The organism is Enterococcus sp. DIV1411a (assembly GCF_050531945.1).
GTDB classification, from domain to species: domain Bacteria; phylum Bacillota; class Bacilli; order Lactobacillales; family Enterococcaceae; genus Enterococcus_B; species Enterococcus_B faecium.
In genome coordinates this window covers 2,056,743-2,074,806 of sequence record NZ_CP172892.1, presented here as the reverse complement: position 1 = coordinate 2,074,806, position 18,064 = coordinate 2,056,743, and the positions used below count along the sequence as shown (strand labels likewise).

Sequence of the window (18,064 nt, the reverse complement as noted above, 5' to 3'; positions counted from 1 at the left end):
TCAATCATGGCAAAAGAATTGAAATTTGCAGAAGACGCACGCGCAGCTATGTTACGCGGGGTAGATAAATTAGCAGATACAGTGAAAGTAACATTAGGACCTAAAGGCCGAAATGTCGTACTAGAAAAATCTTACGGCTCTCCATTGATCACAAATGATGGTGTGACGATCGCAAAAGAAATCGAATTAGAAGATCATTTTGAAAACATGGGTGCAAAACTTGTATCAGAAGTAGCATCAAAAACAAATGATATTGCAGGAGACGGTACAACGACAGCAACTGTTCTGACACAAGCAATCGTTCGCGAAGGTTTAAAAAACGTAACTGCAGGTGCTAATCCTCTAGGCATTCGTCGCGGGATCGAATTGGCAACAAAAGCAGCAGTCGAAGAATTGCATAATATCTCAACTGTTGTTGATTCAAAAGAAGCCATTGCACAAGTAGCAGCTGTTTCTTCGGGTTCTGATAAAGTTGGACATTTGATTGCTGATGCAATGGAAAAAGTTGGAAACGACGGCGTCATCACAATCGAAGAATCAAAAGGGATCGAAACAGAACTAGATGTTGTAGAAGGTATGCAGTTTGATCGTGGTTACTTATCACAATATATGGTAACAGATAACGACAAAATGGAAGCTGTTCTAGAAAACCCATATATCTTGATCACAGACAAAAAAATCTCTAACATCCAAGATATTCTGCCATTGTTAGAACAAATCTTGCAACAATCACGTCCATTGTTAATTATTGCTGACGATGTAGATGGTGAAGCATTGCCAACTCTTGTATTGAACAAAATCCGTGGAACATTCAACGTAGTAGCTGTAAAAGCTCCTGGTTTCGGCGATCGTCGTAAAGCAATGCTTGAAGATATCGCTATTTTGACAGGTGGTACAGTAATTACTGACGATCTAGGTTTAGAATTGAAAGATGCAACAATCGAAAACTTAGGAAATGCTTCTAAAGTTGTTGTAGATAAAGACAATACAACGATCGTAGAAGGTTCTGGAGAAAAAGAAGCAATCGAAGCTCGTGTGCAATTGATCAAAAACCAAATTGCTGAAACAACTTCTGATTTTGACCGCGAAAAATTACAAGAACGCTTAGCTAAATTAGCAGGTGGTGTAGCTGTTGTTAAAGTTGGTGCAGCTACTGAAACAGAATTGAAAGAATTAAAATTACGCATTGAAGATGCATTGAATGCTACACGTGCCGCAGTAGAAGAAGGAATGGTCTCAGGTGGTGGTACAGCTCTAGTGAACGTTATCAGCAAAGTTTCTGCTGTAGAAGCAGAAGGAGACGTGGCAACAGGTATCAAGATCGTTGTTCGTGCTTTAGAAGAACCAATTCGTCAAATCGCTGAAAACGCTGGTTATGAAGGATCAGTGATTGTTGATAAATTGAAGAACGTGGAACTAGGCACTGGTTTCAATGCTGCTACTGGAGAATGGGTAAACATGGTTGAAGCAGGTATCGTAGACCCAACTAAAGTAACACGTTCTGCCTTGCAAAATGCCGCTTCCGTTTCTGCCTTGTTATTAACGACAGAAGCAGTCGTTGCAGATAAACCAGAACCAGCAGCGCCAGCAGCTCCTGCAATGGATCCATCAATGATGGGCGGTATGATGTAAGAAAAAGCAACTTGCTTATCTACAACTGATCATTAGTGAAAGACAGATAAAAAGAGGCTGGAACAGAAGCGTTTAACTCCAAGAAATAAGAAGAAATTCACGAAAATTGCTTTTCAAATTTTTGTGAATTTCAGCTTATTTCCGAAGGAGTTGCTTCTGCTTCCGCCGTTTATACGTGTTTAGAGCGTGAGATAAAAGTGTTTTTTACTTTTGTCCCACGCTCTTTTTTGTGTGTAATTATAATGTAAATAGTTATTTTTAATAGTTATAATATTTTATAGTTATTTATTTTATCTATTAAAGAGAGTGTAAAATATTTTGTGTAAATGAAAAAATCCATACAAAAAAGGAAGTCGCTTCTGTAGAATAAAGTTAACGACAACCAATTCACAGAAAAGAGGACTTCCCTATGAATGATTTTACTACAGAAATTGTGCAAACTCTAGTCACTAAAGGCGATTTAAATGAATTATTCCGTTCGCACTTAGAAAAAGCGATAAACACACTCCTACGGACTGAATTAACGGCTTTTTTAGATTACGAAAAATATGATCGCACTGGTTTTAATTCAGGTAATTCGAGAAACGGTTCTTACTTTCGATCAATCAAAACCGAATATGGTGAATTAACATTGGAAATACCTAGAGATCGTAATGGTGAGTTTAAACAACAAACTTTACCAGCCTACAAAAGAACAAACGATACATTGGAAACCACTATTATCCATTTATTCGAAAAAGGTGTTACGATGTCTGAAATTGCTGATTTGATCGAAAAAATGTACGGTCATCACTATACTCCACAAACCATGTCCAACATGACTAAAGTTCTGACTGAAGAAGTAAATGCCTTTAAATCCAGAGCCTTAAATGATAAGTATGTCGCTATTTTTATGGACGCTACTTACATTCCACTAAAACGTCAAACCGTATCCAAAGAAGCGATTTATATTGCCATTGGTATACGAGAAGACGGCACTAAAGAAGTACTGAGTTATGCGATTGCTCCAACTGAATCAACATACGTTTGGAATGAGCTGCTACAGGATATTAACTCCAGAGGAGTTCAAGAAGTCTTGCTTTTTATTACGGACGGCTTAAAAGGCATGAAAGATACTATCCATCAAATTTATCCTAAAGCAAAATATCAGCATTGTTGTATCCATGTATCTCGTAATATCGCTCATAAAGTACGTGTCAAAGACCGAAAAGAAATCTGTGATGACTTTAAGGCTGTTTATCAAGCTAACTCAAAAGAAGAAGCGAATACCTTCTTATCCGGCATGATTGAGAAATGGAAGAAAAACTATCCTAAAGTGACGCAGTCACTCATAGAAAACCAAGACTTATTAACTTTTTATGATTTTCCACCTAGCATTCGTAGAACCATTTACTCAACCAATCTAATCGAGTCTTTCAATAAGCAAATTAAAAGATACAGCCGTAGAAAAGAGCAGTTTCAAAATGAAGAATCACTAGAACGCTTTCTAGTCAGCATTTTTGATACATACAATCAAAAATTTCTAAACAGAAGCCATAAAGGTTTTCAACAGGTAACCGATACATTAGTTTCAATGTTTACTGAGTAACTAATTATTTTGCAGGAGGACAATTTATTTACACAAAATTATTGACGCTCCCCTATTAAAACTAAATATCCATTCACTAATAATAAAGATATATTTACAGTATCATTATAATGTATTCAATTTAAAATAAGAGACTTTGGTAATAATGAAAGAGGAATAAAACTTTTCTTTGGCAAAACAAACTCCTTGCTATGAGACGCGTTTCATACACTATACTCAAAGTATCAAAAGGAGGGCTTGCAATGAATACTTATGTAGAGATAACAGATGGCACAACGAACAATTATTTTTATGCGTTTGTCGAGTTCAAGGGATCCGTATTAACGTTGTACAGTTTTCAAGGGTTGAATAGGAATATAGTAAAAGAAATACCAATGAATGAAATCGAAACTTTGACAAAAGATATATATTGGGGCGGGCAGCGGATCAGTTTTTCGCATGAAGGAAAAATGTATCAGTTTTTTGAATGCGGTCCAGCTGTGGTAGACTATTTACAAGAAAATCTTTTTGTATAGGTGGCGAAGCAGCAGTGGCAAACATTCGAGATATCGCAAAGCTCACAGGTTATTCAGTTTCTACTATTTCACGTGTAATCAATGGACATCCATATGTAGATGAGGAAAAAAGGAAAGAAATACTTGCGGTCATGAAAGAAGTCGATTATATCCCTAATGCAAATGCCAGACAGTTAAGTTATGGAAAAACGAAAAGCATTGGAGTGATTCTGCCTTATACCAATCATCCGTATTTTGATCAGTTGATCAGTGGGATCATTGAAGCAGCGTTTGATTATGATTACAAAGTGACACTTTTACCGACGGGCTATCAGAAAGAAAAAGAGCGAAGGTATCTTGAAGAATTTGCAGCTAAAGCTTTCGATGGATTGATCATTACGTCTCGTGCCAATACACTAGATGATTTATTGGCATATCAAAAATATGGACCTCTAGTTTTTTGTGAAGAAATCAAGGGAAAACAGGCAAGTTGTGTCTTTATTGATCGAGAACAATCAATTACAGAAGGCCTTACTTATTTGAAGCAGCAAGGTATAAAGCAATTGGGCATCACGTTGGGGCGAAGTGGCAGGCTAAGTTATAACTCAAAAATCACTTTGCAGCTATGTCATCAACTTTTTCCATCTTTTGATGAATCACTTGTTTTTTGGGATTGTATAGATGCAGAGAAAGGAAAACAAGCAGGCTTCTTTTTTAAAGAGCTTGGAGTTGATGGTGTCTTTACAAATTCGGATATGGTTGCAGCAGGCATCTTGCAAAGCTATCTGCAAGATAAGACACCAGTGGTGATTGGACGCGATAATTTGCTGATCAGCGAGCTTCTTGGTTTCCCAACCATCGACCACCATCTGGAAGCTTGCGGAGAAATGGCATTTCAATTGTTTCTTACAGAAAAAAAGGATAAAGTGAAAATACCTTATACGTTTATTCAACGATGAATATATTTAAAGTAGGATGAAAAAACTTGTGAAAGAATGGAGCAGACACCAAAAGTTAGCATAAAAATCTAACTTGGGTGTCTGCTGTTTTGTTATTAGGTCATTTTACGTGTACTTTTTTGTTGGATCATGTAAAAGATTACGCCTTTTTTTGGATAATTTCATTTAAAGCTTTTGCTGCACCATGACCACTTCGCTCGTCATAATATGCAGTGAACCGTTCATCGGCTTCGTACATCATTCCTAGTCCTTTATGCGCTTTTGGCTGATATTCAGGCCAGCTGTAAGATAACCACTTCTTATGAGCTTGGAAGATACGGTCTGCTAAGCTTTCATCTTCTGGTTCTTTTAAGTAAAGAGTGAGATCAAATAACATCTGCTTTTCAACAGTTTGCATTTCTTCATACGTTTCTTTATCCATATTCATCCATTTTTCATTGGATGCTGTAACCTTTTTTTTTCCGTATTTTTGTCGAATCTCTTGTCCATAGGATTCTTCATTTTCTTTCAACTTTTGTTGTTTAAACCCTTCAAATTTTTCTTTGTCACTCATTTTTCTTCCTCCTTCGTACATATCAAGTGTCTGTTGGACAGTTGTCAAGAGGGTATCGATTTGTGCCCGTTTTTCCAGCAACATTTGCTGATGCTTGATTAAAGCTTTCTGGTGGTCAAAAGATGGATTGTCTAAGACCTCTTGGATATCATCCAACTTGAATGCCATTGTTCGATAAAATAAGATGTGTTGCAGACGATCGACTTCTTTTTTGCCATAAATCCGATAACCTGAAGAATTGATCCTAGCTGGTTTTAGCAGTCCAATCTCATCATAAAAGCGCAAGGTTCTCGGACTGACTCCTGATATCTCTGACATTTTCTTTATTGTGTACTCCATTATTTTTCCTCCTGACAAATGTAAGCATAATCCTTTACGTAACGAGAAGGTCAAGAAAAAATTGTATTTTTTTCTCATGAAATTATGTTATACTATTAAGTGATAAAAGGTAAATCCTTTTGTCTTTAAAGGTTCAATTGTAACCGATTCCTTAATGCTAGGAAAGATGGTAACATAACTTAGATTGGATCTAAATCGACTATATAGAAAAGAGGAATGAGATGAAGCTAATCGAAACACCTGTGAATAGTAATTTAAATATTAAGACATTTTATCCTAAAGTAGTGGAATTCTTTTTTGGGAATACGGCTATTAATTATTACAAATTATTTTCGTTAGATCGAACACAACTGCTATTGGTAGACACATATGATAAAAAGCAAGTCGTGATGATCAATACGAAGAAAAAAATCACAAGGCAAGAAATCGACTATGCGATTCATCACGTTTTAAAAATGACACGAGAAGATGTCAAAGTCCATGTAGGAGTGAAACAGGAGCTAGAACGTGCCGGAATACAATTCAAACGTCCAAATAAAGATATTGTAGTGATAGAACAAAAAAATACGAAGATTTCTATTTAATAACGACTAATAATCATCTTTATGGTAACCTGCTCCATATCTAACGTATACAATAAAAAACAAGGCGAGACTGATTGATGTCTCGCCATTTTTGTTTCCATTCTATTGACAGCTGCTTTCTTACTTTTGTTTTTTTAAAAAAACGTGTGATATTTTTTCCGCGAGTTTTTTCAACGCAAGGTATATCTTGTCATAATTCGCCTTTCCAAAAAAATTCAATACATAATAAGTTATATCCGTTTCTTTGGGGATAAGAAGCAAAAAAGGAAAGATGTATTATTTGCTTCAAAAACTTTTGCCATTGATTATATTGTAGAGACATTTGGTTATATTCGTTCAATCATCGGTATCTTAACGGCTACGATTGTAGTAGGAAAAGCTACTTATTTTATCAAGTAAGAAAAATAGAAAACGCTAATTTCTTCGTGTCTCGGATACATTGAATAAAATAAGTATTCTTTCTCGTTTAGGTTAAATACCAATAAGAAAGGATAGTTTTAGCAGATGGAGTTCATTTTTAGCAAGAAATATCCGTAAAACATGTGCTTTTTCAGAAAAAATGGAAGATTTCTTTTCCTATTAATTTTTTTTGTTATAATGGGTAGGAAATGAAAACTTGCCAAGAGGAGTAATACAAGATGAATAATACTTACCCAGACGACAGTTTGACGCTGCATACGGATCTATATCAAATCAATATGATGCAGACATACTGGGAATTAGGTCGAGCTGATTTACATGCTGTTTTTGAATGTTACTTTCGAGAAATGCCTTTTAACCACGGATACGCGGTTTTTGCAGGATTGGAACGGTTAGTCAATTATTTAGAGAATCTGACGTTCAATGATTCCGATATTGCTTACTTGCGTGGTTTAGAAGTCTATCCTGAAGGTTTTTTGGAGTATTTACAAAATTTTGAATTTAAAGCAACAGTTCGTTCTGCTCGTGAAGGAGAACTAGTTTTTGCAAATGAACCATTGATCCAAGTGGAAGGGCCTTTAGCGCACTGCCAATTAGTAGAAACAGCACTGTTGAATATGGTCAATTTCCAAACGTTGATCGCGACAAAAGCAGCTCGTATCAAATCTGTCATCGGAGAAGATCCACTATTGGAATTTGGAACTAGACGGGCACAAGAACTGGATGCAGCAGTCTGGGGAACTAGAGCGGCATATATCGGCGGAGCAGATGCAACAAGCAATGTACGTGCTGGGAAGATATTTGGGATACCAGCTAGCGGGACCCATGCTCATTCGTTAGTCCAATCTTATGGAAATGATTATGAAGCATTTATGGCCTACGCTAAAACCCATAAAGACTGCGTGTTCTTAGTCGACACTTATGATACGTTGAAATCAGGTGTGCCAAGTGCGATTCGCGTGGCGAAAGAATTAGGTGACAAAATCAACTTCCAAGGCGTACGCATCGACAGTGGAGATATGGCCTATATATCTAAGCGTGTTCGGGAACAATTAGATGCAGCCGGATTTACGGAAGCAAAAATCTATGCTTCGAATGACTTGGATGAAGCAACGATTTTGAATTTAAAGATGCAAAAAGCTAAAATTGATGTATGGGGTGTTGGGACAAAATTGATCACAGCCTATGATCAGCCAGCCCTTGGTGCAGTATTCAAGCTAGTATCGATCGAAGATGATGAAGGAAACATGATGGATACGATCAAGTTATCAAGCAATGCAGAAAAAGTAACTACTCCAGGGAAAAAACAAGTGTGGCGCATCACTCGAAATTTTGATGGGAAATCTGAAGGAGACTACGTTACATTATGGGATGAAGACCCTCGAGAAGAAGAAGCTATCTTCATGTTCCATCCAGTGCATACGTTTATCAATAAAACTGTTCGAGACTTTACAGCTCGCCCAGTTTTACAAGATATCTTTATCGAAGGAAAAAGAGTTTACGAATTACCTGCACTAAACGAAATCAAAGAATATACAAAAGAAAATCTAGATTCACTATGGGAAGAGTATAAACGAGACTTGAATCCGCAAAAATACCCAGTCGATCTGTCTACTGAATGCTGGAACCATAAAATGGCTATCATGGAACGAATGAAAAAAAGCGTAGCAGAACTTCATACAGAAGCATAGGAGGAGAATAAATGAGCCTGCAGACAGAAATTATCAATGAATTAGGTGTCAAACCAACAATTGATCCAAAAGAAGAAATACGCAAAAGTATTGACTTTATGAAAGCATATTTGAAAAAATATCCGTTTCTTAAAACTTTTGTACTAGGTATCAGCGGCGGCCAAGATTCTACTTTAGCAGGCCGTTTGGCGCAACTAACGATGGAAGAAATGCGTGAAGAAACAAAAGATGAAAACTATCAATTTATCGCTGTTCGTCTTCCTTATGGTGAACAAGCAGATGAAGAAGATGCAAAAGCTGCTCTTGACTTTATCCAGCCCGATGTTAGTCTGCGAGTAAATATCAAACCAGCTGTTGATGCACAAGTACAAGTATTAAGCGAAGCAGGTGTGGAAATCAGCGATTTTAACAAAGGAAATATCAAAGCACGTCAACGTATGATTACGCAATATGCCGTAGCTGGAGAAAGAGCAGGAGCCGTATTAGGGACAGATCATGCTGCAGAAAACATTACTGGATTCTTCACGAAATTTGGTGATGGCGGAGCCGACATTTTGCCATTATTCCGTTTGGACAAACGACAAGGGAAACAATTGCTTCAAGCATTGAATGCACCGGAAAAATTATACACAAAAATTCCGACTGCAGATCTTGAAGATGGGAAACCAATGATTGCAGATGAAGTCGCACTAGGTGTCACATATAATGAAATTGATGATTATCTAGAAGGAAAAGAAGTTCCCGCTCAAGCACAAGAAAAAATCGAAGCATGGTGGAACAAGACACAACATAAACGACATTTGCCAATTTCCGTTTTGGATGATTTCTGGAAATAACAATAAAGCAAAAACAGCCGTCCCTTCATAGGGATTGGCTGTTTTTGTTTTATAAAATAGAAAAGAAAAATATCAGCTGTAGTAAACTTTTAATTTGATATCCTGATCGTAATTACCGAATCCTTTACCAAATAAAGTACAGCCCCCCACATGTTTGGCATCGTCTTTCACTTCGATTCGCAAATGCCAAGTGTCTTGCTCTTTAGGGATGTCGTTGATCGTGATGTTTGACAAGGGTTCTCCATTCATATTCGTCAAGTGTTTGGTAATTCGGATCGTCTTCAGCAAGCCGTATTGATTAAGATTATCTGGATACCAATCAGGCGTATATTTACCGCGGATATCAGCAAAATCTCCAGGGCTCGTCCATGTTCCTAGCTCCACACCATTTAGGCTGAAAGTGATATCTGAAGGCCAATTGTCATTTGAAAAAGGAAATTCAGAAGAAATTTCCACAGAAACTTCCAACATCTCCAATGTATCCTCTGTATTTAAAAAATTAGGTGCCTGATACTCGACAAATCCGCTGGTAAACCAGAGAATGCGGGCATCCATCCTTCGAGGATCCATAAAATAGCGTGGTTCATCCACTTTCCCGATAAAATCATGGATCGTAGCTAAACCGCATGTTGGTTCAATTGCATAATTTGTATAGTGACCAATAGGTATCGATGTTTCTTTCGTATCAAAAGCATTGAATATTTTTTCTGGAAAACTGATATCGATTTTATCGACACGAAGGCTCGAAATTTTTTGTTGTCCTACTTTTTCTGTTTTGATGATGTTTGCTTCCTCTAGCTTTTTCACGTGCATCGTTGTGATAGCACTGCTTATCCCAAGTTCTTTTGCCAAATCTTTGACATTCATCTTCTTTTTGGAAAGTAGCTGGATGATCCTGATCCTTGTTTTACTAGCTAATGCTTCATATACCGGTAAGGATTCTTCGTTTATTTGTAGTTGCATATATATCACCTCTTAAAAGGTTTTTCTTATATATTAACATATTTGTTAATAAAAGTTATATTAAATTATTTGTTTTAATCATTATTAATATTTTGGTTAATTAAAATCGATAAAAAATAATTAAGTTTAACATTTATATTATTGATAACGCTTTCAACAAGGTGTATTATTCATGTATAAATTAAAGGAGGTCAGTTATGGAAGCCACAATGTTGATTAGTAGTGTCAAGCGTGTAGGCAAAGTTGATCCGCGGTTGTACAGTTCATTTATTGAACATATGGGACGAGCAGTATATGAAGGGATTTATCAGCCAGATCATCCATCAGCTAATAAAAGTGGATTTCGCCAAGACGTCATTCACTTGGTAAAAGAATTGAACATTCCCATGATTAGATATCCTGGTGGAAATTTTGTGTCAGGATTTCGTTGGGAAGACAGTATTGGGCCCATAGCAAATAGACCTAGAAGGTTGGATTTAGCTTGGCGGACAATTGAAACGAATGAAGTTGGGATTCATGAATTTTATAACTGGTGTCAGCATGTGGGGGCCGAAATCAATATGGCTGTCAATCTGGGTACTCGTGGAGTAGATGCAGCTCGTAATTTAGTCGAATATTGTAATTTTCCTAAAGGAACTTATTGGAGTGATTTAAGGCGTTCGAATGGTCAAGAGAGCCCTTTTGGAATTAAGACATGGTGTTTAGGGAATGAAATGGACGGTCCTTGGCAGATTGGACATAAAACAGCGGAAGAATATGGACGGTTAGCAGAGGAAACGGCTAAGGCGATGAAACTCGTAGATGATTCAATTGAGGTGGTTTTATGCGGAAGTTCGAATCGGCAAATGCCTACATTTGGTGATTGGGAGTTAACAGTTCTTGATCAAGCGTACGATCAAATAGATTATTTGTCTCTTCATCAATATTATGGCAACCAAAAAAATGATCTTTCTCATTATCTTGCACGTTCCTTAGACATGGATCGGTTCATTTCTGAAGTGACAGCGATGTGCGATACAGTCAAGGCGAAGAAACATAGTAAGAAGCAGATCAACCTGTCCTTTGATGAATGGAATATTTGGTATCATTCAGCGGAACAAGATGAGCAAGCAGAGCCTTGGCAGATTGCTCCTCCTTTACTAGAAGATAACTATAATTTTGAAGATGCATTACTATTAGGCTGTCTATTAATCACTTTATTGAAACATGCAGATAGAGTAAAGATTGCTTGTCTTGCTCAATTGGTAAACGTTATTGCACCAATCAGGACAGAAACAAACGGAGAAGCTTGGAGACAGACGAACTATTATCCATTTATGCAAGCTGCTGTGTATGGACAAGGAGAGGTGTTAAGCCCACAAATTCGTTCAGCAAACTATGCGACGGAAGATTTTGAAGAAGTGCCGTATTTAGAAAGTATAGCCGTAATAAATGACAAAGAACTTGTCATATTTGCAGTTAACCGTGGAGAAGAAGAAATGAATCTAACTGTTCACTTGTCTGAATTATCAGTAGAGGGAGTGATTGATTTTTCTGAAATGAGTGGATTTGATACAAAAGCAACTAATCTTCCTAAAAGTGAACAAGTAAAACCAAGTCATTCAACAAATGTAAAAGCTGAAGATGGGAAAATCAATTGTTTATTGAAACCGCTATCTTGGAATGTGGTCAGATGTCGTTTATCAGATGAAGGAGGAACAAAAAATGAAAGGTAAAAAATGGTTAATTGGCTCTTTGTTGGTAGCTGCAACAGGTATTTTAGGAGCTTGCGGTGGCGGAAGTTCAGCAGAATCTGATTTTGATGAAGAAGTGACTTTGACTTTTTGGAATGGGTTTACTGCATCTGATGGTGAAATATTGCAAGAAATCGTTAATGAATTTAATAAAACAAATGATAAAAACATCAAAATTGAAATGGATATCATGACTTGGGCCAATTTGAATGAAAAACTTCCTACAGCGATTTCTTCTAAAAAAGCACCTGACTTTATTGCATTAAATTATCCAGATTTTGCACAGTATGTAGAAAACGGAGCGGTACAACCATTAGACGATTTCTGGGAATATGATGGAGTAGATAAATCTGATTTTAAAGAAACGGCTATTGAATTAGGTGAAGTAGAAGGTAAACAGTATTTTGTCCCCATGCAGGTACAAGGAATGTATATGTATTGGAATAATGATTTGTTTAAACAAGCTGGATTAGATACTGAACAACCACCTACTACTTGGGAAGAATTGACAGAAATGGCACCAAAATTAACTGATAGTAGTAAAAATGTATCAGGTTTTGTCTTCAATAAGGATGGAACTGCACCGTTATATAACTGGATGTTAGCAAATGGCGGTAAATTAGTGAACGATGATTATACTAAGTCTGAATTTGCGTCTCCTGAGAACCTTAAAACGTTAAAAGCGATCCAAAAAATGATCCATGTAGACAAGACTGGCCCAGAATCGATTTCTGGCGCCGAAATGGACAATTTAATGAATGCTGGTCAACTAGCCATTGAAATCAATGGGCCATGGTTAAATAACGGATTGAAAGCAAACGAGATTGATTATAATGTGACTACCTTACCACAAGGGAGTGATTCAGACAAAAAAACAGCTATTTTAGATGGCGTAGGATATGCCATTCCGGCAAGTACAGATAATAATAAAAAAGAAGCTGTCTATGAGTTTTTGAAATATTGGAATACAACTGAAATTGGTAAAAAATGGAGTATCGAAAATGGTTTTCCTGCCTACTTGGATTCAGTAGCAAAAGATGAAGAAGTAAAAAATGATCCTATTGTATCTGAATTATCGAAACAAATGGACTATGCAGAGCCATATTTACCAGGTTTTACCCAAATCTCTGCGATCAATAACGATATCATCAATCCACTGATTGAAAAATTATTAGCAGGAGAAGATCCTGAGACACTCATGAACGATGCAGATGATGCCATCAATCAATTACTGCAAAAATAGTACAGAACTTTATACAGGATAGACTGTTGGCAAGATACAGATATCTGAATGATCGACCTAGTATTTGCAGATAGGTGTTATTGCAAAAATCACAGCGATTGTTCGGATATCTTATTCAGATTCGTTTAAACCAAGATTGTATATTTTATCAAAATGAAAGATGAGGTGGACTATATGAACGGATTCACCAAATATTGGAATCGTCCTGATCGTGCTGCGTATTTGTTTTTAACTCCATCTTTTTTAGTTTTATTATTATTTACTGTCATACCGCTTTTAGGAACATTTGCTATTAGTTTTACAGATTTGAATATTTTCTTTACATCAAGAAATTTTGTAAGTTTTGAAAATTTCACACGTATATTTAGTGATGAACGAGCAGTTAATTCGTTGATTCATTCTTTATATTTCACCGTACTCGAAACGCCAACACAAATTATCGTTGGTTTATTAGCAGCAGTAGCATTATCTAAAAATACCAGATTCAATCGTTTTTGTCGTTCGACATTTTACATTCCAGTTATTTGTTCATTGACGTCAATTGCGATTATTTTTTCTATGTTGCTTGATCCGAATGTAGGGGCGATTCCTTACTTGTTTTCACAAGTCGGCTTGCCGATCCCTCAATTTTTTCGCGATCCAACCCTTGCTATGCCGACGGTAGCCATCATGACTGTTTGGAAGAATTTTGGTGTTACTATGACGATTCTCTTGACTGCTATTCAGGGAATCTCTCCCTCTTTGTATGAATCTGCTCAAATGGATGGTGCAACAAATCGACAGCAGTTTTTTAACATTACGCTACCTCAGATCGTTCCCTCCTTAGGTTTTTGTATTTTAACGAATCTGATTGGTTCGATGCAAGTGTTTGACCAAGTATATGTTGCAACCGCTGGTGGCCCACAATTTAAGACAGAAACAGCTGTTCAATATATTTACAGTCGAGGATTTACAGCACCTTATGAACTGGGCTATGCATCAGCACTGTCTTCGGTTTTGTTTATCATTGTTGCAACTATAGCTATCTCCACTAATGTGTACATGTCACGGAAAGAAAAACAAATGAAATAGGAGGGAAACCTGTATGGCACCAGAAAGCTCGATTACAGTTACTGTGAATAGTCGAAAAGCAGTTAGTGGTAAAAAAATCATTCGAACGATTAGTATGCTAGTTATATTGTTGGTTATTGCGTTTCCTTTTTTGTGGCTGATTATTTCTTCTTTTAAACACGAAAAAGACATTATCTCATTTCCGCCTAGAATATTTGCAGATAGCTATACCCTAGATAACTATATTAAGGTTTGGACAACGATCCCTTTATTAGATTACATCAAAAATACAGTGATTTTTGCTGGAGGGACAGTGATCACTTCTGTATTCTTTGATTCTCTTGCGGGGTATGCATTTGCTCGTATGCGTTTCAAAGGAAAATCAGTTTTGTTCTATTTCGTTTTGCTGACAATGATGATCCCATTCCAAGTCTTCATGATTCCTCTATTTATTGAAGTCAATTTGCTTGGCATGCTTGATACTTATGCAGGTTTGATCATTCCTCGTATGACAACTGCATTTGGTATCTTCATGATGCGTTCCTTTTTTATTACTTTACCAGATTCTTTGGAAGAGGCAGCACGCATTGATGGATTAAGTGAGTTTAATATTTTTTTGAAAATCATGTTGCCATTGAGCAAACCTACTCTTTTATCATTAGGGATTTTCACGCTGATGAATAGTTGGAATGACTTGCTTTATCCATTGATATTGACAAGTAGTTCAAAAATGAGAACTTTACCAGCAGGGTTAGCTTTATTTACGGGGCAGAACATTTCTTTTTATGGACCTGTAATGGCTGGAACGGTTATTTCAATGCTGCCATTACTAGTGGTTTATATTTTTGCACAGAAATATTTTGTTCAAGGAACAGCTATGTCTGGAATGAAAGAGTGAGGAAGATGAAAATAGTTGAGACTAAATTTTATGGACAGTTGATTGTGGTTTCTGATTACATCTTATTAGGTATTCTCTGGGTAATCGTGTGTTTGCCTGTTATTACTATCGTGCCTGCTACATGTGCTGTTTTTTATGTAATGGCGCAATGGAAAGGTGAGGGATCAGGAAATATCATTTATTTTTTCTTTCAAGGAATAAAGCAACATTTTGGTAAGAACTTGTTCCTTAGTCTGTTAACGATCATTATTTATTTTCTTGTTAATCAATTATTAGAAGAACAGACAATCGTACTTTCAATTAGTGGATATGTAGTTTCACTTATTTATTCCATGTTTCTTTTATCCTGGATATATGTGATTTCTGAAAACAAAGATATCACATTTTTACAAATTTTTGAACAAAGTGCATGGAAAGTATTTTTTGATTTTTTGAGAAATATTCTTTGTTGCGTATTGTTATTAGGATTTGTACTGCTCATATTTCTTTTCCCTCCTTTTATTTTTATCTTTGCTGGTGGCGTATGGAAACTTGTATCTATTATCTTGACTATAGGAAATGAAAGGTAGGGAAAGCTGTTGGACGAAGAAGTGAAAGTAAAAATCAGAGAGGATTTTACGGTAGGAGAGATCAGTTCTCGGCTGTTTGGCTCATTTGTTGAGCATATGGGAAGTGTCGTCTATACAGGGATTTATGAACCGGGCCATGAAACAGCTGATGGTGACGGGTTTAGACAAGATGTCCTCTCTTATGTAAAGGAATTAGAATTAGGTGTCATTCGCTATCCTGGAGGAAACTTTACATCTGGTTATGATTGGGTGGATACTGTAGGTAGGAAAGAACAACGACCAAAAAAAATTGATTTAGCATGGCGAGGTATAGAACCAAATTCTTTTGGACTCCACGAATTTTTTAAATGGATCAGTCATGTACAAGCGAAACCGATATTCACGGTGAATTTAGGAACAAAAGGAATTGATGAAGCAAAAAATTTAGTAGAATATTGTAATTTTCCAAAAGGAACCTTCTGGAGTGATTTAAGAATAAAAAATGGGCAAAAAAAGCCTTTTGGCGTTAAATTATGGTGTTTAGGGAATGAGCTAGACGGGCCATGGCAAGTGGGGGCTAAGAGTGCTTATGAATATGGTAGGTTAGCAAATGAAGCCTCAAAAGTCATGAAGTTAGTGGATGATTCAATTGAAACAATCTTAGTTGGAAGCTCTACGCCACGTTTACCATCGTACCCTGAATGGGATCGTATCGCATTAGAAGAAGCTTATGAGAATGTAGATTATTTAGCTTTGCATAACTATATTGATAAGTATGATGAAGAAGACTTGACTAAACCTCCTAAAAATGAGCGTGATGATACAGCGACATACCTTGCAAAAGCTTATCGATTCGATCGTCAAATTGAAGAAATCGTTGCTACTTGTGATTATGTAAAAGGATATTTGAGAAGTGAGAAAACAATGTATCTAGCGTTTGATGAATGGAATGTACATGCCCAACCGGAAAAAAGACATAGGGATTTTGAAGTCGGTAGTCCCATCGATTGGTGTTACTTTACTATGGAAGATACATTATTATTTGGTTCATTAGGGCTGGCTATTTTACGACACGCAGATCGCGTAAAGATTAGTTGTCAATCATTGTTAGTAAACACAATACCTTTAATACTGACAGATGCTAAAGGACAAGCATGGAGGAATCCAACTTATTATGTGATGCAACACTTATCGAAATATGCTAAAGGTCAAGTATTGGAACAACAAATCATTTGCCCTGTTTATGATTGTGAAAAGATAAAAAATGTTCCTTATGTGGACAGTGTGATCGTAGATAACGGCAATCAGCTGACTATTTTCTTGATCAATCGCACAAATGAACAACAAAAGATAACGATTGAACATGATTTCAATTTGCTAGATCAAGGAGAGCACTACACATTAACCAGTAGCGATCTGTTGGACAAAAATACACGTGAAGAACCAGAAAAAATAAAACCTGAAATAAACTATTTTTCAATAGAAAAACATGACGAATTAAATGTAGGGATAGAAAAATACTCTTGGAATGTAATTAGAATAAAGAAAATGTGAGGAAATTTGTTATGATGAAGACACTTTATAATAATCCTATCGTTCGGCAACGGGCAGATCCTTGGGTATATAAACATACAGATGGTTATTATTATTTTACAGGATCGGTTCCAGGCTACCAAGTGATTGAATTAAGAAGGGCAAAGTCACTGAATGAATTAGAACATGCTGAAAGCCTGATTGTATGGCAGGCTCATGAAGAAGGACCGATGAGTGAATTGATCTGGGCACCTGAAGTCCATTATATCAATGGAAAATGGTATATTTACTTTGCTGCAAGCAATCATAAAACTATACGTGATGAATCTCATCATCACCGCATGTTCGTACTTGAAAATCAGCATATAGATCCAATGAATACAGATTGGATAGAAAAGGGACAAATAAAAACGAAAAGGGAAACTTTCAGTTTAGACGGAACAACTTTCTCTTCTCAAGGAAAGCTATATTATGTGTGGGCCCAACAAGATCCTGAAATTACTGGGAATTCTAATCTTTATCTATCCGAAATGGATAATCCTTGGACGTTAAAGGGGAAGCAGATCCTCCTTTCTATACCTGAGTATGAATGGGAAAAACGGGGTTTTTCAGTAAATGAAGGTCCAGCAGTCCTTACTCGCAATGGGAAAATATTCATTACGTATTCTGGTAGTGCAACAGATGAAAACTATGCCATGGGCCTGCTGTGGGCTGATGAGCACAAGAATCTTTTATTAAAAGAATCATGGCATAAATTATCGGAGCCAGTATTCGTTTCTTCTGAAAAAAATAAGCAATTTGGTCCTGGTCACAACTCGTTTACGGTTTCAGAAGATGGGTGCTTTGATATTTTGATCTATCATGCTCGACCAGAGAAGAACCAAAAAGGGGATCCGTTAGACAATCCCAATCGGCACGCGAACGCGCAATGCTTTACGTGGAATGAGCAAGGATTTCCAGAATTTGGTGAACCTGTTCCGTATGCCTTATGAGCACAAGA

16 protein-coding genes are annotated in these 18,064 nt (G+C 36.7%); 14 read left to right on the top strand and 2 right to left on the bottom strand.

Going from position 1 to position 18,064, the window contains the following annotated elements:
• The first annotated feature begins 6 nt into the window (after nucleotides 1-6).
• The 4 genes from groL (at nucleotide 7) to IGJ87_RS10025 (ending at nucleotide 4,673) form a co-directional block, all read left to right on the top strand.
• Nucleotides 7-1,632 (top strand): chaperonin GroEL, encoded by a 1,626-nt coding sequence (groL, locus tag IGJ87_RS10040; RefSeq protein ID WP_002290607.1) that lies wholly within the window; start codon nucleotides 7-9, stop codon nucleotides 1,630-1,632.
• 409 nt (nucleotides 1,633-2,041) lie between these two features.
• Nucleotides 2,042-3,220, top strand: coding sequence for an IS256-like element ISEf1 family transposase (locus IGJ87_RS10035; protein WP_000997695.1), 1,179 nt, complete (start codon nucleotides 2,042-2,044; stop codon nucleotides 3,218-3,220).
• A 242-nt stretch (nucleotides 3,221-3,462) separates the two neighbouring features.
• Entirely contained in the window at nucleotides 3,463-3,735 is a 273-nt protein-coding gene (locus tag IGJ87_RS10030) for a hypothetical protein (RefSeq protein ID WP_002297679.1), read from the top strand.
• Nucleotides 3,736-3,749: 14 nt separating this feature from the next.
• Nucleotides 3,750-4,673, top strand: coding sequence for a LacI family DNA-binding transcriptional regulator (locus IGJ87_RS10025; RefSeq protein WP_002294125.1), 924 nt, complete (start codon nucleotides 3,750-3,752; stop codon nucleotides 4,671-4,673).
• A gap of 139 nt (nucleotides 4,674-4,812) precedes the next feature.
• Here IGJ87_RS10025 and IGJ87_RS10020 read toward each other — a convergent pair whose 3' ends face one another.
• Nucleotides 4,813-5,565, bottom strand: coding sequence for a MerR family transcriptional regulator (locus IGJ87_RS10020; RefSeq protein ID WP_002294124.1), 753 nt, complete (start codon nucleotides 5,563-5,565; stop codon nucleotides 4,813-4,815).
• Between the two features lie 221 nt (nucleotides 5,566-5,786).
• On the opposite strand from IGJ87_RS10020, the gene IGJ87_RS10015 reads away from it, so the two are divergent.
• The 3 genes from IGJ87_RS10015 (at nucleotide 5,787) to nadE (ending at nucleotide 9,096) form a co-directional block, all read left to right on the top strand.
• Nucleotides 5,787-6,149, top strand: a complete 363-nt coding sequence (locus IGJ87_RS10015) for a DUF1827 family protein (protein ID WP_002297684.1) — start codon at nucleotides 5,787-5,789, stop codon at nucleotides 6,147-6,149.
• Between the two features lie 638 nt (nucleotides 6,150-6,787).
• Nucleotides 6,788-8,260 (top strand): nicotinate phosphoribosyltransferase, encoded by a 1,473-nt coding sequence (locus tag IGJ87_RS10010; protein ID WP_002297685.1) that lies wholly within the window; start codon nucleotides 6,788-6,790, stop codon nucleotides 8,258-8,260.
• A gap of 11 nt (nucleotides 8,261-8,271) precedes the next feature.
• Nucleotides 8,272-9,096, top strand: coding sequence for an ammonia-dependent NAD(+) synthetase (gene nadE, locus IGJ87_RS10005; RefSeq protein ID WP_002307174.1), 825 nt, complete (start codon nucleotides 8,272-8,274; stop codon nucleotides 9,094-9,096).
• 72 nt (nucleotides 9,097-9,168) lie between these two features.
• Here nadE and IGJ87_RS10000 read toward each other — a convergent pair whose 3' ends face one another.
• Nucleotides 9,169-10,059, bottom strand: a complete 891-nt coding sequence (locus IGJ87_RS10000; RefSeq protein WP_002297687.1) for an ArsR/SmtB family transcription factor — start codon at nucleotides 10,057-10,059, stop codon at nucleotides 9,169-9,171.
• 197 nt (nucleotides 10,060-10,256) lie between these two features.
• On the opposite strand from IGJ87_RS10000, the gene IGJ87_RS09995 reads away from it, so the two are divergent.
• The 7 genes from IGJ87_RS09995 to IGJ87_RS09965 all read left to right on the top strand — a co-directional run bounded on the left by IGJ87_RS09995 (nucleotide 10,257) and on the right by IGJ87_RS09965 (nucleotide 18,056).
• The gene (locus IGJ87_RS09995) at nucleotides 10,257-11,774 is read left to right on the top strand and encodes an alpha-N-arabinofuranosidase (protein ID WP_002338657.1); all 1,518 of its coding nucleotides are present in this window, start codon (nucleotides 10,257-10,259) and stop codon (nucleotides 11,772-11,774) included.
• Nucleotides 11,746-13,035 (top strand): ABC transporter substrate-binding protein, encoded by a 1,290-nt coding sequence (locus IGJ87_RS09990; RefSeq protein WP_025479597.1) that lies wholly within the window; start codon nucleotides 11,746-11,748, stop codon nucleotides 13,033-13,035. Before IGJ87_RS09995 ends, IGJ87_RS09990 begins: the two co-directional genes overlap by 29 nt.
• A 174-nt stretch (nucleotides 13,036-13,209) precedes the next feature.
• On the top strand, nucleotides 13,210-14,106 hold the full coding sequence (locus IGJ87_RS09985; RefSeq protein WP_002287294.1) for a carbohydrate ABC transporter permease: 897 nt from the start codon (nucleotides 13,210-13,212) through the stop codon (nucleotides 14,104-14,106).
• 13 nt (nucleotides 14,107-14,119) lie between these two features.
• Nucleotides 14,120-14,983 (top strand): carbohydrate ABC transporter permease, encoded by an 864-nt coding sequence (locus IGJ87_RS09980; RefSeq protein WP_002287292.1) that lies wholly within the window; start codon nucleotides 14,120-14,122, stop codon nucleotides 14,981-14,983.
• Between the two features lie 5 nt (nucleotides 14,984-14,988).
• The gene (locus IGJ87_RS09975; protein ID WP_002297690.1) at nucleotides 14,989-15,552 is read left to right on the top strand and encodes a YesL family protein; all 564 of its coding nucleotides are present in this window, start codon (nucleotides 14,989-14,991) and stop codon (nucleotides 15,550-15,552) included.
• 21 nt (nucleotides 15,553-15,573) lie between these two features.
• Complete coding sequence (locus tag IGJ87_RS09970; protein WP_002338659.1) at nucleotides 15,574-17,085, top strand: alpha-N-arabinofuranosidase; 1,512 nt, start codon at nucleotides 15,574-15,576, stop codon at nucleotides 17,083-17,085.
• A gap of 11 nt (nucleotides 17,086-17,096) precedes the next feature.
• Complete coding sequence (locus IGJ87_RS09965; protein WP_002297693.1) at nucleotides 17,097-18,056, top strand: glycoside hydrolase family 43 protein; 960 nt, start codon at nucleotides 17,097-17,099, stop codon at nucleotides 18,054-18,056.
• Nucleotides 18,057-18,064 lie beyond the last annotated feature (8 nt).

Excerpts from the sequence above, each read along its gene's own strand:
- IGJ87_RS09985 (WP_002287294.1), top strand. The coding sequence starts at position 13,210 with ATGAACGGATTCACCAAATATTGGAATCGTCCTGATCGTGCTGCGTAT.
- IGJ87_RS09995 (WP_002338657.1), top strand. The coding sequence starts at position 10,257 with ATGGAAGCCACAATGTTGATTAGTAGTGTCAAGCGTGTAGGCAAAGTT.
- IGJ87_RS09965 (WP_002297693.1), top strand. The coding sequence starts at position 17,097 with ATGATGAAGACACTTTATAATAATCCTATCGTTCGGCAACGGGCAGAT.
- IGJ87_RS10010 (WP_002297685.1), top strand. The coding sequence starts at position 6,788 with ATGAATAATACTTACCCAGACGACAGTTTGACGCTGCATACGGATCTA.
- IGJ87_RS10000 (WP_002297687.1), bottom strand. The coding sequence starts at position 10,059 with ATGCAACTACAAATAAACGAAGAATCCTTACCGGTATATGAAGCATTA.
- groL (WP_002290607.1), top strand. The coding sequence starts at position 7 with ATGGCAAAAGAATTGAAATTTGCAGAAGACGCACGCGCAGCTATGTTA.
- IGJ87_RS09980 (WP_002287292.1), top strand. The coding sequence starts at position 14,120 with ATGGCACCAGAAAGCTCGATTACAGTTACTGTGAATAGTCGAAAAGCA.
- IGJ87_RS10020 (WP_002294124.1), bottom strand. The coding sequence starts at position 5,565 with ATGGAGTACACAATAAAGAAAATGTCAGAGATATCAGGAGTCAGTCCG.
- IGJ87_RS09975 (WP_002297690.1), top strand. The coding sequence starts at position 14,989 with ATGAAAATAGTTGAGACTAAATTTTATGGACAGTTGATTGTGGTTTCT.
- IGJ87_RS10015 (WP_002297684.1), top strand. The coding sequence starts at position 5,787 with ATGAAGCTAATCGAAACACCTGTGAATAGTAATTTAAATATTAAGACA.
- nadE (WP_002307174.1), top strand. The coding sequence starts at position 8,272 with ATGAGCCTGCAGACAGAAATTATCAATGAATTAGGTGTCAAACCAACA.
- IGJ87_RS10030 (WP_002297679.1), top strand. The coding sequence starts at position 3,463 with ATGAATACTTATGTAGAGATAACAGATGGCACAACGAACAATTATTTT.
- IGJ87_RS10035 (WP_000997695.1), top strand. The coding sequence starts at position 2,042 with ATGAATGATTTTACTACAGAAATTGTGCAAACTCTAGTCACTAAAGGC.
- IGJ87_RS09990 (WP_025479597.1), top strand. The coding sequence starts at position 11,746 with ATGAAGGAGGAACAAAAAATGAAAGGTAAAAAATGGTTAATTGGCTCT.